The sequence below is a fragment of the Microbacterium sp. p3-SID336 genome (assembly GCF_025143365.1).
Classification (GTDB): domain Bacteria; phylum Actinomycetota; class Actinomycetes; order Actinomycetales; family Microbacteriaceae; genus Microbacterium.
Genome location: NZ_JALXPE010000015.1, coordinates 20,747 through 35,219, shown reverse-complemented (window position 1 = coordinate 35,219; position 14,473 = coordinate 20,747). Strand labels below are relative to the sequence as shown.

General features: G+C 71.1%; 8 protein-coding genes. All 8 read right to left on the bottom strand.

What is annotated here, in order from left to right:
• Positions 1-72: 72 nt before the first annotated feature.
• The 8 genes from M3C17_RS06200 to M3C17_RS06165 all read right to left on the bottom strand — a co-directional run bounded on the left by M3C17_RS06200 (position 73) and on the right by M3C17_RS06165 (position 14,428).
• A complete protein-coding gene (locus M3C17_RS06200) occupies positions 73-4,089 on the bottom strand; it encodes a fibrinogen-like YCDxxxxGGGW domain-containing protein (protein WP_259976782.1) in 4,017 nt (1,338 codons plus the stop codon).
• Between the two features lie 397 nt (positions 4,090-4,486).
• On the bottom strand, positions 4,487-5,557 hold the full coding sequence (locus tag M3C17_RS06195) for an aspartate-semialdehyde dehydrogenase (RefSeq protein ID WP_259976781.1): 1,071 nt from the start codon (positions 5,555-5,557) through the stop codon (positions 4,487-4,489).
• Positions 5,558-5,736: 179 nt separating this feature from the next.
• Positions 5,737-7,017, bottom strand: a complete 1,281-nt coding sequence (locus M3C17_RS06190; protein ID WP_259976780.1) for an aspartate kinase — start codon at positions 7,015-7,017, stop codon at positions 5,737-5,739.
• Positions 7,018-7,103: 86 nt separating this feature from the next.
• Positions 7,104-8,033, bottom strand: coding sequence for a DMT family transporter (locus M3C17_RS06185; protein ID WP_259976779.1), 930 nt, complete (start codon positions 8,031-8,033; stop codon positions 7,104-7,106).
• Positions 8,030-8,623, bottom strand: a complete 594-nt coding sequence (gene recR, locus M3C17_RS06180; RefSeq protein WP_136032137.1) for a recombination mediator RecR — start codon at positions 8,621-8,623, stop codon at positions 8,030-8,032. The genes M3C17_RS06185 and recR overlap by 4 nt, the downstream gene beginning before the upstream one ends.
• A complete protein-coding gene (locus tag M3C17_RS06175) occupies positions 8,623-11,112 on the bottom strand; it encodes a DNA polymerase III subunit gamma and tau (RefSeq protein ID WP_259976778.1) in 2,490 nt (829 codons plus the stop codon). Before M3C17_RS06175 ends, recR begins: the two co-directional genes overlap by 1 nt.
• 53 nt (positions 11,113-11,165) lie before the next feature.
• Complete coding sequence (locus tag M3C17_RS06170) at positions 11,166-13,673, bottom strand: glycoside hydrolase family 65 protein (RefSeq protein WP_259976777.1); 2,508 nt, start codon at positions 13,671-13,673, stop codon at positions 11,166-11,168.
• Complete coding sequence (locus tag M3C17_RS06165) at positions 13,670-14,428, bottom strand: beta-phosphoglucomutase family hydrolase (protein WP_259976776.1); 759 nt, start codon at positions 14,426-14,428, stop codon at positions 13,670-13,672. The genes M3C17_RS06170 and M3C17_RS06165 overlap by 4 nt, the downstream gene beginning before the upstream one ends.
• Positions 14,429-14,473 lie beyond the last annotated feature (45 nt).

Here is a 14,473-nt window from a genome sequence, read left to right as displayed (position 1 = left end):
CTCCTCGGCGGCATGCCGCACGCCCGCCTCCCGGGGCCTCAGGAAGCGGGCGTGCGGACGCGTGAAGCCGGATCAGCCCCGCGGCACGGAGAGCGACAGGTCGAAGCTCAGGTCGGGCGTCTCGCGGTCGTGGGCGTGCACCGAGACGGCCAGGACGTTCTTTCCCTTCCGGAGCAGATCGGCCGGCACACGGAACGTCACGGACTCAGACTCGGCAGTGCCGGAACACGGCGCCGCGGTGGCGCTGCTGTTCTGCGTCAATGGCCCCTCCGGCAGGTTCGCCCGACCGAGCTCGACGCCGTTGAGGAACACCGCCACCCCGTCGTCCGCGGTGACGGCGACCGTACCGTCCTCGAGCCCACGTGGATCGTCGACCGTGAACGCGTGCCGGAACTGGGCGCTCAGCGGCTGCTGCGGTGCGTCCGGCAGCGTCATGTCGGTCGCGGCGTCGGGGACACCCCGCCCGAAGGGCGCCGTGCCGGTGCTCCAGTAGGAGTCGTCGAAGTCACGAGCGTTCCAGTCGTCCGCCCAGGGCTGAGGCGACGAATGCCACGACCACGTCGCACCCGGATCCACCCGGATGCCGTCCGTATCGTCACCCGGGGTCGCGCCGTCGCCGATGACCCCGGCGTCGCGCTCCCCGGCGGCATCGCTCATGCCGTCGGCGTCGTCCATCCCGCCCGCATCCGCCGCGCACCCGGCGTCGCCCTCATCGCCCGGGTGTGCATCCGGAGTCGTGCTGTCGCCCGGCCCGCCGTTGTCGTCTGGCGTCGCGCTGTCGCCCGGCGTGCCGTTGTCGTCCGGGTTCGCGCTGTCGCCCGGGTCCGCGCCGTCGCCCGGCTCGGAGCCGGCGTCCGGATCGGTATCCGCATCCGGTTCTGCGGGCGGCTCGGGGGCGGTGGTGACCTGAGCCTTCACCGGCTCCGACGTCATGCCGTCGGCCGTGGCCGCGGCGACCGAGTATTCGTACTCGGTCGCTGCCGTCAGCTCGGTGTCCGTGAAGGAGGTCGCGGGAGCCGCCACTGTGGCGACCTCAGCGCCGCCCCTCGTCACGATGTACGCGTCCGGAGCGACCCCTTCGGTCGGCGCCGTCCAGCTGAGGGTGACGCCCAGCGGGGTCGCCTCCGCCGCCAGATCGCGCACGGCCTCGAGCGCCACTGCACGGCGCGCCGTGTACGAGAGCTCGAAGCTCAGGTCTCTCGTCGCACGGTAGTTCGCGTGCACCGATGCGGCCAGCACGTTCTTCCCGTCGACCAGCAGCCCCGGCGGGACGTCGAACACCACGCGGTTGGCGAGCGCGTTGCGGTGCGAGGTCGCCCCCGTCGCAATGGTGTCCTGCGTCACCGGCCCATCCGGCATGCGCACGCGGGTCAGTTCCGTGCCGTTCAGCCAGAGCACCACGCCATCGTTCGCGATGACGCTGATCTTCCCGTCGACCACGCTGCGCGCATCGCGCACGTCGAACGTGTGGCGGAACTGGGCGCTGAGCGGCTTCGGGTCGAGATCGGTCGGATCGATATCGGTGGTCACCGCGTCCGTGCCCCGTCCGAACGACCCCTTTCCGCTGTGCCATGACGTGTCGTCGAAGGTCGTCGCCGTCCAGTTCTCGGGGAGCGTCTCCGAGGAATACCGCCACGTCCACGTCGAGCCGTCGGCGATCAGCGTCATCTCGGACGGTGCGGGCGGCTGCAGCACGAACTCGGCTGTGGTCGCGGAGCGGTTGCCCGCCGTGTCGCGCGCCCGCACGAAGTAGCCGGTCGGTTCACTCGGGTCGGGCACCGTGTACGTGGTCGCGGTCGTCGAAGCGATCACCCGACCGCCCTGCATCACCTCGTACGTGACCGCTCCCGACCCGGTGACCGCGCCCCACGCCAGGGTCGAGGTCGAGCCGTCGCCGGAGGGCGTCGCCGAGATCGGACCGGGAGTGCCGGGCGCGGTCGAGTCGCGCGGCGCGAAGCGGGCGAAGCCGCCCGACCACTGCAGCGCGCCGCCGGCGCGAAGAGAGCGTGAGACGTCGCCGCCGACCCACAGCACCCCCGTGCTGTCGAAGAAGGTCCCCCAGGCGCCGTACCCCACCCGGGACTGCAGGGTCGGCGACCACTCGTAGTCGTAGCGACCGGTCTTCGCGTCCCAGGCGCCGACGAGGGAGATCTTGTCCGCCTGCGTGGCCTGCTTGTACGGATAGACATAGCTGTAGGCGTCTTCGTACACCCAGTCGCCGCAGTGGCATCCGCCGATCACCAGGGAGGAGTCGGCGTTCGTCTCGACGGTCTGGAAGTCGCCGCCGAGCAGTGCGATGTTGCCGCTCTGCAGGGCGAACGTGTTGCGGTCGTACGAGAACAGCGCGTGCTGCGAGCCGCCGAGCCACACCCGATCTCCGACTTCGTGCACGGCGTTCTGCCAGATGTTGCCGGTCGGCTGGTGGGCGTCGTCGAGCGTGTACGCGCTGAACGAAGGGGTCCACGCGGGTGTCACGAGGGGGGCACCCGTTGCCGTCTGCAGCGCGGTCGCGCTCAGAGCCAACGTGGCGCCCTTCATCCGGAAGTAGCCGGAGTAGTAGGTGCGGTCACCGCGGTCAGAGGCGTCGACGGACATCGTGGTGCCGTTGAGCTGCGCGTTCCAGGACGTGTCAGGAAGGCTGGTGCTCAGATCGATGCGGCCGCCGTTCCACGCGGCCGCGCTGGTCGCAGACCCCGTCGCTCGCAGGTGGGTGAAGGCGCCGGCCACGTAGAGGAACCCGTCCTGCACGTCGACGTCTCGCACGAAGGGGATGGCGCCGGTGGCACGGTGCTCGACGGTGACCTGTGGTCCGGACAACTGGCCGGTGACCGGGTCGAGGAAGGCGAGGCCCGCCTGTGGCACCCCGTTCACCGTTCTGAACTGTCCGCCGATGGCGACCCGCCCGTCAGGGAGCCCCGCGATGGCCTTCACCTGCCCGTCGAGAGTGGGGCGGAAGGTGGAAACCCACTCCCCCGTGTCCACGGCGAACCCCGCGAGATACGGCTGATCGACGCGCCCGTCCCCCGCTTCGGTGCGCTGGACGTAGCGGAAGTTACCGCCGACGAACACGGTGCCGCCGACCTGGCCGAACCGCGCGACCTCGGTGCTGCTCTCCTTCGTGCTGCCGTTCGCGAGCCCGGAGACACCCCAGGTGGTGCGCATCGCCGTGTTCTCGGGGAGCGGGGTGAGCGTCTGCGCCGGTGCTCCCGTGGGGGCGATCGTGCCGAAGTCGAGGTCGTCCCGCTTCAGCTGCGGTCGCAGGTACACCTGCGTGAACGGGCGCGCGAAGCCCTGTTCCTCCGGCGACCACAGGTAGGACGCGGGGTCGGCGTTGCCCGCCGAGTCGAGGCTGTACGACCAGCCGGCCCGGAACCGGAACGCGAGCGAGTTGGCCGCATACTCCGAGATCTCGCTGAAGTTCACGCTGCGGTAGCCGAAGTCGGGGCCGAACTTGTGGGTCGTGCCGCCGCTCCCCGTCACCGTGCCCTGGGGGTCTTCGAACCGGTAGCTCTTCACCGCGTGCTCGGCGCCGAACGTCCACACCCACCGATCGCGCTTCGCCAGGCTGAACCGCGCCTCCTGCCACTGCGTGCCGCCGATGTTGTAGGCACGACGCAGGCGGATGCCGTCCGGCAGGGCGTCGACGCGTCCGCCGCCGAGCAGCCCATCCACGGTCTTGCCCGGAAGCTGCGCAGGAGCGAAGGCCGCGACGCCCGAGGGGGTCTCTCGCAGATTCTCAGCAGTGCCGACGCCGTCGTAGCCCTGCTTCCATCCCTCTCGGCCGCGGCCGATCAGCACCCAGCCGCCGCCGTCGGTGGTCTGGTCGCAGTAGAACTGCTGCGGGGCCACGAGCTGCGGTGTGACGAGCCAGTAGACGCCGCTCTGCGCCTCCGGCTCGTTCTGCTTGATCTCCCAACACGAACCGGCAGCCGTCTCCTGCGTACGGCCGTCCGGCGCGCCGGTCGCCGCCGACGCGGGAGCACTGGGCATCACCACGGCACCGGAGACCACGGCAGCCGCAGCCAGCGCCCCGATCAGCGCACGGCACAACCGCCTCCGCGCGAACACCAACCCACGATCCATCGACATCCCCAGACTCGAAGCCCTCGCGAGCCCGGACGTTCCCGCCAGGGCTCATCCGGTCAGTCCGGAACGAGGAGCGCCATGCACCGCACCCGACCGGGTGAGCGGCACTCCGAGACGACCGATCGTCGGGGAGCACAGCAACGTGCTGCCCGACATGATGGAACGGAGCCTCAGAGACAGGTAACATCTTACCCATCAGGGTTCTCCCAGACAGCGCTGCTAAGCGATATGCAGGCACAGCGCTGTCGCCGCTCCGAGAGGGCGGCCGCGCGGCGGATCGTCGACCGGACGAGACCGGCGCCGCAGCTCGGCGGGAGCCACGGGTCAGCGCACAGTCAGGGGATGCGCGGTCAGCGCACCGTCAGGATGCGGAGTCAGCGCACCGTCAGGGGATGGGGAGTCAACGCACCGCTGCGAGGCGCTCTGCGAGCACCTCCGCGATCTGCACCGCGTTCAGGGCAGCACCCTTGCGGAGGTTGTCGTTGCTGAGGAACAGCACGAGCCCCTTGCCGTCCGGCGCCGACTGATCCGCACGGATCCGTCCGACGAAGCTCGGGTCCTTGCCCGCAGCCTGAAGGGGCGTCGGGACCTCGTCGAGCACCACGCCGGGCGCCGTGCTCAGCACCTCGCGGGCACGCTCCGGGGTGATCTCCCGCACGAACTCCACGTTGATGGAGAGCGAGTGCCCCGTGAAGACCGGGACGCGCACGCACGTGCCCGCCACCCGCAGGTCGGGGAGCTCGAGGATCTTGCGGCTCTCGTTGCGGAGCTTCTTCTCCTCGTCGGTCTCGTTCAGGCCGTCATCGACCAGGTTCCCCGCGAGCGGGATCACGTCGAAGGCGATCGGGGCGACGTACTTCTCGGGCTCCGGGAAGTCCAGAGCAGAGCCGTCGTGCACCAGGCGCAGAGTGTCGCCCTGGGCGAGCACACCCTCCACCTGACCGAGCAGTTCCTGCGCCCCGGCCAGGCCGGAGCCGGACACCGCCTGATAGGTCGAGACGATCAGGCGCTCGAGCCCGGCCTCCGCGTCGAGAGCCTTCAGCACCGGCATCGCCGCCATCGTGGTGCAGTTCGGGTTCGCGATGATGCCCTTGGGGCGGTCGTCGATCGCGTGCGGGTTGACCTCGCTGACCACGAGGGGCACCTCGGGGTCCATCCGCCAGGCGCTGGAGTTGTCGACGACCACCGCGCCCGCCTCGGCGAAGCGCGGGGCGTAGGCGCGGCTCGCGGTCGCACCGGCCGAGAACAGGGCGATGTCGATGCCGGCGGCATCCGCGGTCTCCACATCCTCGACGATGATCGTCGCGCCGCCGAACTCGATCGCGGTGCCGGCCGAACGTGCGGACGAGAACAGCCGCAGCTCACGGATCGGGAAGGACCGCTCGGCGAGAATCTCGCGCATCACGGTGCCCACCTGGCCGGTGGCGCCGACGATGGCGACGGAGAGTCCTGAATCGGAGATGCGGGTCATGGTGTTCCTTGGCTTCGTGCGGTACGGCGTACGAGGCTCCGGGCACGGCGTCGGGGTGCAGAAGCCGCGCCTGTCGCCGGTGTCAGGGTTCCGGCGAGTCTATCGCGCCGCCGGAGGCGCGAGGCGAGCATGACGCCGCCGACCCCACGAGGGCGGGAATCCGGCGGTGGATGGCAGGATCAGCGGCCGGTGCCGGCGTGGACCGTCGCCTCGGCGTCGCCGTCGAGACCGTAGGCCGTGTGCACGGTGCGCGCCGCCTCCGTCAGGTCGGTGTCGCGCAGCACCACCGAGATGCGGATCTCGGAGGTGGAGATCATCTCGATGTTGATGCCGCCGGCGGACAGCGCCTCGAACAGCGTCGCGGAGACGCCGGAGTGGGTGCGCATGCCCGCGCCGACCACCGAGAGCTTGCCGATCTGGTCGTCGTGGATGAGGTTCTGGAACCCGACCTCGGTCTGCTCGCCGGCGAGCGCCTTGAGAGCGGCGGCGGCATCGGCCTTCGGGACCGTGAAGGAGATGTCGGTGCGACCGGTCGCGGAGACGTTCTGCACGATCATGTCGACGTTCGCCCCGGACTTCGCGACGATCTTGAAGATCTCGGCGGCCTTGCCCGGCACATCGGGCACACCGGCGACGGTGATCTTGGCCTGGCTGAAGTCGGTGGCGACACCCGCGACGATCGGTTCTTCCATGACTGCTCCCTCGGCTTCGCGAGGATTCCTCATACCCTCGCCCAGAACGTACGTGCCCTCGGCCGACGAGAACGTCGACCGGGCGTGGATCAGGACGCCGTGCCGGCGTGCATACTCGACGGCGCGGATGTACAGCACCTTCGCGCCGTTGGCGGCGAGTTCGAGCATCTCCTCGCTCGAGACGTGGTCGAGCTTCTGCGCCTTCGGGATGACGCGGGGGTCGGCGGTGAAGATCCCGTCGACATCGCTGTAGATCTCGCACACGTCGGCGGAGAGCGCCGCGGCCAGGGCGACGGCCGTCGTGTCCGAACCACCGCGTCCGAGCGTCGTGATGTCCCTGGTGTCGCGGTTGAACCCCTGGAACCCGGCGACGATCACGATCGCCCCCTCGTCGAGGGCTTCACGCAGGCGCACCGGCGTGACGTCGACGATCCGGGCGGCACCGTGCTGCGAGTCCGTGATCATGCCCGCCTGGCTGCCCGTGAAGGAGCGCGCCTCGAAGCCCATCGAGTGGATCGCCATCGCCAGCAGCGCCATCGAGATGCGCTCACCGCTGGAGAGCAGCATGTCGAGCTCACGGGGGGCCGGGATCGGTGCGACCTCGTTGGCGAGATCGAGCAGCTCGTCGGTGGTGTCACCCATGGCGCTGACGGCGACGACCACGTCGTGACCGGCGCGCCGCGTGTCGACGATGCGCTTGGCGACGCGCTTGATGCTCTCTGCGTCGGCGACGGAGGAGCCGCCGTACTTCTGCACGATGAGGGCCACGTTCACTCCCTGGGATGACGGGCGGATCCGCCCACGCTCATTCTACGATCGGCGCGTATGCCCGCCCGCGCATGTGACGACGGCGCTCACGGCGCGGGCGCAGGAGGGAGCGAGGCGGTCTCCGCAGGAACGGGACGCAGGCGACCGCCGGTGGCGGCGAACCAGCAGCCGACGATGATCAGCGGCAGGCCGAGCAGCAGGCCGGGCGTGAGCGGCTCGGCCAGCACGATCGCCCCCAGCACGATCGCCACCACGGGGTTGACGTAGGTGAACAGCGGAGCGCGGACCGGCCCGACCTCGCGGATGAGCGCGAAGAACGCGAGGAAAGCCAGCGCGGTGCAGATGACCGCGAGCGCCAGCAGGGCGGCGAGGGAGGGAACCGTCGGCACCTCGTGCTGGGTGAGCAGGCCGATCGGCAGGTAGAACAGGCCGATCATCAGCAGCGACAGGGTGATGGTGCCCAGGGACGGCACATCCCCGAGCTTGCGGGCCACGATGAACGGCGCGATCGCATACAGCACCGCGACCAGCAGCACCTCCCCCGCCGCCAGCAGGCTCACCTCCCCGCCGAACAGTCCGGGACCGGCGACGACGACCGCGACGCCGACGAAGCCGACCAGCAGCCCGATGCCGCGCGCGGGGCGGAGCACCCCGCGGTCGCCGCCGCCGAGGGCGATCAGCGCTGCGAACAGCGGCACGGTGGCGACGAGCAGACCCGTCATGCCGGACGGCAGCGTCATCTCCGCGTGGCCCAGCAGCAGGAACGGTCCGGCCATCTCGACCGCGCCGAACGCCAGGACCCAGGGCCAGTGCCGGAGCGCCGCCCGCAGAGCGCCGCTGCGCAGCGCGAACGGCAGCAGGAGCAGAGCGGCGAGGAGTGTTCGGCCCGCGACGATGGCCGGAGGCGAGATGGACTCCACCGCGACGCTGATGAACAGATAGGGCACGCCCCACAGCAGCGCCATGACCGCGAAGAGCAGCCAGCCCCGCTGCGAGAAGCCGGAGTGCGGTGTCACAGCACGCGCCGACCCTCGAAGGCACGGCCGAGAGTGACCTCGTCCGCATACTCGAGGTCGCCGCCGACCGGGAGCCCGGACGCGAGACGCGACACCGTGATCTGCATGGTCGTGAGGAGTCGGCTGAGATAGCTCGCGGTGGCCTCGCCCTCGAGGTTCGGGTTGGTGGCGATGATGACCTCCTGCACGGTGCCGTCGGCGAGCCGCGTCATCAGCTGAGCGATGCGGAGGTCGTCCGGGCCGATGCCGGCGATCGGGCTGATCGCGCCACCGAGCACGTGATACAGGCCGCGGAACTCGCGGGTGCGCTCGATGGCAGCCACGTCCTTCGCATCCTCCACCACGCAGATCAGCGCCTGGTTCCGGCGCGGATCGCGGCAGATCGCGCAGCGTTCCTGCTCGGCGACGTTGCCGCAGATCTCGCAGAACCGCACCCGCACGCGGATCTCCGTGAGAAGCTCCGCAAGACGTGCGACATCGAACGTCGGCGTCTGCAGGATGTGGAACGCGATGCGCTGCGCGGACTTCGGGCCGATGCCGGGAAGGCGGCCGAACTCGTCGATCAGCTCTTGGACGATGCCGTCATACATCAGGAGAACCTCGTCGGGGGCTCGTAGGGCTCTTCGCGCAGGAATGTCGCGCCGAGCACCTGGCGGATCACGGCTTCACCGTAGCGCTGGACTCCCCCGGCGGCGGGGGCGCGCTCGGTGACGACCGGCGGAGCAGCGGCGGATCGGACCGGGCGACCTGCTGACTGCGGGTCGGCCGGACGCGTGGCCATCGGCCGCGTGGCTGTCGTCTGCGGCGCGGCGGGGCGAGCGGGCGGGGGCTCGTACGCCCCGCTGGGCTCGTACGCCGGATCGTACGGCGGCTCGTCGTCGAACGCGGGAGCGTCGTCGTCGCCGGGGAGCGGCGGCTCGTCGCGATCCACCGCACCGTCGGCGGGCGGAGTGGGCGCCGAGGACGCCGCCTCGGCCTCCTCCGGCTCTTCGTCGACCGCCAGCGGCGCGGACGGTGCGACGGCGACCGGGGCCTCGGACGTCGGGATCGACGCCACCGCCCACTCGGTCACGGGGGCGGAGGACGCGGCGCGGACCTGCGGGCGGGATCGCGCCGCTGACGCAGGCTCCGATGCGGGAGCGGCGTCGCCGGACGCGGGGGCGGCCGAGGCGGCCGGCTGCCGGGGGGCGCCGCCGGGCGGCATCGGTGCCGGCAGGTACTTCACGCGTACGCCGACCTCCTGCTCGATCGCGGAGCGCAAGTGGTCCGACGGCCCCGATCCCGGCGTCGTGCCCTTGAACTTGGCCACGTCGTGCTGACTCGTGAAGCCCAGGGTGAGCACCTCGGTCTCGGCGTCGAACGCCAGCGGCTGTACGGCGGTCGCCAGGAGCCACGAGGTGCGGCTGATGCTCTCGAGCCGGGTGAGCACGGCCGGCCACGCGGCGCGGATGCGCTCGAAGGACACCGGTCCCGCGGCGGCCGCGGGAGTCGCCGGCGCTGCCGTCTGCGCGGACGCCGTCGACGTGCCGGCCTCCGGTCGAGCGGCCTCCGGTGCTTTGCCGGTGCCCCCAGGTGCGCCCGTCGGCGCGGCGGCGGTCGGAGCATCTCCCCCGGGCGCGGATCCGGAGTCCGCGACGCCCGCGTTCAGGGCGGTCGCGTTCGCGGCAGGTGTGCTCGCGGCTTCCGTGTTCGCGGCAGTCGCGTTCGGGGCACCCGCGTTCGCGACGCTCGTGTTCGCGGCGCCCGTGCTCGGGGCAGACGCGTTCACTGCTGCATCGGCCGCGGAGGCATTCGCCGCAGCTTCGGGGGCGGGGGCCTGCGTCATCACGGGTGCGGGCGGCACGGGCGCGGCCTGCGGGACGGACGGCGCCGCGGCGGAAGACGGCACCGCTGCGGCCGCGGCGGGCGCGGCACCTGTCGACGGCGCTCCCCCGACAGGAGACCCGGGCGCGGCGGGGGCACTGGCCTCGGCGAGCACGCGCGCCACCATCAGCTCGAGGTGCAGCCGGGGCGATGTGGCCCCGGACATGTCGTCGAGGGCAGCGCTCACCACATCGGCCGTGCGGGACAGTCGGTGCGCGCCGAAGGACTCGGCCTGTCTGCGCATGCGGTCGAGCTCGTCCTCGGCGATGCCACGCAGCACCGCGGAGGCACCGGACCCCACGGCCGCGATCACGATGAGGTCGCGCAGCCGCTCCAGCAGATCGTCGACGAAGCGCCGAGGGTCCTGCCCGGTCTGCACCACCCGGTCGATGGCGGGGAACGCGGCGGCGGCGTCGCCCGCGGCGAGCGCATCCACGATCTCGTCCAGCAGCGCACCGTGCGTGTAGCCGAGCAGCGCCACCGCCCTGGCGTAGCCGACCGTGACCGTCTCCGAACCGGCCGGCGAATCGGACCCGGCGATCAGCTGGTCGAGCAGAGACAGCGTGTCGCGGGGGCTCCCGCCGCCCGCGCGCACGACGAGCGGCAGCACACCCTGCTCGACGACCACGCCTTCCTCGGCGCACAGCCTCTCGACGTACTCGAGCATCGCCGCAGGCGGAACGAGCCGGAACGGATAGTGATGCGTGCGGGATCGGATCGTGCCGAGCACCTTCTCGGGCTCGGTGGTCGCGAAGATGAACTTCACGTGCTCCGGCGGCTCTTCGACCAGCTTCAGCAGCGCGTTGAACCCCTGCGGGGTGACCATGTGCGCCTCGTCGAGGATGAAGATCTTGTAGCGGTCGCGACTCGGCGCGAAGGTCGCCCGCTCGCGCAGGTCGCGCGCATCGTCGACGCCGTTGTGGCTCGCAGCGTCGATCTCGACCACATCGAGCGACCCGCCGCCGGCGCGCGACAGCTCGACGCAGCTCGGGCAGCTGCCGCACGGGGTGTCGGTGGGCCCCTCCGCGCAGTTCAGGCACCGCGCGAGGATGCGCGCCGACGTCGTCTTGCCGCAGCCGCGAGGACCCGAGAACAGGTACGCGTGACCCACCCTGTCGCCGCGCAGCGCGGTCATGAGCGGATCGGTGACCTGCGACTGGCCGATCATCTCGCCGAACGTCTCGGGGCGGTAGCGGCGGTAGAGGGCTGTGGTCACCCCACCAGCCTACGGCGTGCCACGGACGTTGGGCGGCCCCTCCGCCGCCCCGCCTAGTCGATCGGCTCCACCACCGGGATCGCGCTCGTGATCACGGGAACCGAGGCCGAGAGCCGTGTGCCGTCGTCGCGTCGCGCGTCGGCGAACTCCTTCAGCGTCGGTCGACCGGGGATCACCGGCCCCTGGTTCGCGAGCGGCACGATGACGTCGTCCTCCATGGTCGCGATGTACGCGTTCTCCCGCACACTGAACGGCACCGGAGGCCCGCTGCGCACCTGGACGCGCAGCTCGTGCCGCGTCACCGTCACCTGCAGCGCGGTCCCCTGCCACTGCAGGGGGAACGACAGCGACGGCCACGCCGCGGGCAGCCGCGGGTCGAAGCTCAGGTCGCCGCCGTAGTCGCGCATGCCGCCGAAGCCGCACACCAGAGCCGTCCACACGCCGCCGGCCGACGCGACGTGCACGCCGTCCGCGGCGTTGTGGTGCAGGTCGTGCAGGTCGACGAACAGCGACTGCTCGAAGTACTTCTGCGCCAGATCCTGATACCCCACCTCGGCCGCGAGGATCGACTGCACGACCGCCGACAGCGTCGAGTCGCCCGTGGTCAGCGGGTCGTAGTAGTCGAAGTCCGCCTTCTTCTCCTCCGGCGAGAAGTGGTTGCCCTGCAGGAACAGGGCCAGCACGACGTCGGCCTGCTTCAGCACCTGGAAGCGGTAGATCACCAGCGGGTGGAAGTGCAGCAGCAGCGGCCGCTGATCAGCAGGGGTGTTCGCGAGATCCCACACCTCGCGCTCCAGGAACAGCGAGTCCTGCGGGTGGATGCCGAGACTCTCGCTGTACGGGATGTACATGGCCTCGGCGGCGCGGTCCCACGACTCCGCCTCGCCGGGGCCGAGCCCGGTGCGTTCGACCAGCGCCGCGTAGTCCTCGGGGTAGCTCTCCCTGATCTCGCGCACGACCTTGGCGGCGTAGCGGAGGTTGTAGCGCGCCATGACGTTCGTGTAGAGGTTGTCGTTCACGACCGTCGTGTACTCGTCCGGGCCCGTGACGCCGTGGATGTGGAACGTCTGCAGGCCGTCGCCCGCGCCGGACTGCTCGACCAGGCGCGAGCCTCGCCAGAAGCCGAGCGTGGCCCAGAGCCGTGCGGTCTCGATCGCGATGTCGGCGCCCTCCCGGCGCAGGAACGCCTCGTCGCCCGTCGCCCGGACGTACTTGCCCAGCGCAAAGCTGATGTCGGCGTTGATGTGGTACTGCGCGGTGCCGGCCGCATAGTACGCGGAGGCCTCCTCGCCGTTGATCGTGCGCCAGGGGAACAGCGCCCCCGCCTCGTTGAGCTGCGCAGCGCGGCGGCGCGCCGCCGGGAGCATCTTCACCCGGGCGCGCAGCGCGTTGTACGCCCAGCGCGGCGTCGTATAGGTGAGGAAGGGCAGCACGTAGATCTCGGTGTCCCAGAAGTAGTGACCGCTGTAGCCGGAGCCCGTCAGACCCTTCGCGGGAACCCCCGCGCCGTCCGCGCGCGCCGAGGCCTGCGCCAGCTGGAACAGACACCACCGCGTGGCCTGCTGCAGGTCGTCGCGTCCGCCGATCTGCACGTCGCTGCGCTCCCAGAACGCATCCAGCCACGCGCGCTGCCGGCGGAACACCGACTCGACGCCCTCGTCGGTCGCCCTGTCCAGCGAACGACGGCAGCGGTCGACCAGCTCGCGCGTCGGCACGCCGCGCGACGTGTGGTAGCTGACGAGCTTGGTGATCGTGATCGGCACACCCGCCTTCGCCTGCACGCGGAACACGTTCTTGGCGATGTCGGGCTCGCACAGCGTGCGGGCGTTGTACTCGTTCTCGGTCTCGACGATGTGGTCGGCCACGACCGCGACGGTCATGCCGGACGCCGCCACCCGGTACGACAGCGCAGAGCGCATGCCGTCCTGCCAGTGCTCCGCCGGCTGCAGCACGCGATCGGCGATGCGCTCGGCCTTGCGCGGGTCGAAGCCGGCGCCCTTGCTCGCGATCGGGGTTCCGGCGTAGACGCCGGCGCCGTCCTGTCGGTTCAGCAGCTGGCAGCTGATCGTGACGGGGGCGTCCGCGTTCTCCACCACGACCTCGAGCCGCAGCACCGCCAGGTGACGCTCCTCGAAGCTCACGAGGCGCTGGTCGCGCATCCGGACGCGCTTGCCCGACGGCGTCTCCCACACCACGCGGCGCTCCAGCACGCCGGTGCGCATGTCGAGCGACCTGGCGTACTCCCGCACATCCGCGTCGTCCAAGGAGATGGGCTCGTCATCCACGTAGAGCCGCATCACCTTCGCGTCCGGCGCGTTCACGATGGTCTGCCCGACCTCGGCGAAGCCGTAGGCCTGCTCGGCGTGACGGATCGGCCAGGTCTCGTGCAGGCCGTTGATGAAGGTGCCGTGCTCGTGTGCGCCGCGACCCTCGATGTGATTGCCGCGCAGGCCCAGGTAGCCGTTGCCGACCGAGAACAGCGTCTCGCCGACGCCCTCCTCGGAATAGCGCGTCTCGATCAGACGCCACGGGTCGACGGGGAAGCGTTCGCGGTCGATCATGCGGTCTCCGGGTTGACGATCGGGGTGGCGGGGAGCAGGGCGGCGAGGTCGTCCACGACGTGGGTCGCGCCGGCGGCGCGGAGGGCATCCGCGCCCGTGCCGCGGTCCACGCCGATCACGGTCGCGAAGCCGGCGGCGGCAGCCGAGGCCGCGCCGGAGGTGGCGTCTTCGAGGGCGACGCTGCGCGCCGGGTCGACCCCGAGGCGTGCGGCGCCGGCCGCGAACATGTCGGCCGCGGGCTTGGACGCGAGCCCGTCGCGCTCCGCGACCACCCCGTCGACCACCACGCGGAAGTACGAGCGGATGCCGGCGGCGGCCAGCACCTCTTCGGCGTTCTTGGAGCTCGACACCACGCCCATCGGCACGCCCGCCTCCTGCAGACGTCGGATCAGCGCGAGCGACCCGGGGAACGGCGCGATGCCCTGGCCGCGCAGCGACGCGGCGAACGCGGCGTTCTTGCGGTTCCCGATGCCGCAGACGGTCTCGGCGGAGGGGTCGTCGTCGACCGCACCCCACGGCACCTCCACGTTGCGGCTGTGCAGCAGGCTCGCGACCCCGTCGTAGCGCTTCTTGCCGTCGACGTAGGCGAAGTAGTCCTCGTCGGTGTACGGCGGGGTGATCCCCCAACGCGCGAAGACGTCGTCGAACACCGCCTTCCAGGCCCGCATGTGCACCTCGGCCGTCGGCGTGAGCACGCCGTCGAGGTCGAACAGCACTCCATCGGCGTGGAGCAGGTCGGGCAGGGCTTCTGGCACAGAGCCTCCAGGAGAAGGGCGATGACGGTCGGCACCTCTCCGTGC

What these genes read in the sequence shown, in the direction of transcription:
- M3C17_RS06195 (WP_259976781.1), bottom strand. Translation starts at nt 5,557, where the DNA reads ATGACCCGCATCTCCGATTCAGGACTCTCCGTCGCCATCGTCGGCGCC.
- recR (WP_136032137.1), bottom strand. Translation starts at nt 8,623, where the DNA reads ATGTATGACGGCATCGTCCAAGAGCTGATCGACGAGTTCGGCCGCCTT.
- M3C17_RS06170 (WP_259976777.1), bottom strand. Translation starts at nt 13,673, where the DNA reads ATGATCGACCGCGAACGCTTCCCCGTCGACCCGTGGCGTCTGATCGAG.
- M3C17_RS06200 (WP_259976782.1), bottom strand. Translation starts at nt 4,089, where the DNA reads ATGTCGATGGATCGTGGGTTGGTGTTCGCGCGGAGGCGGTTGTGCCGT.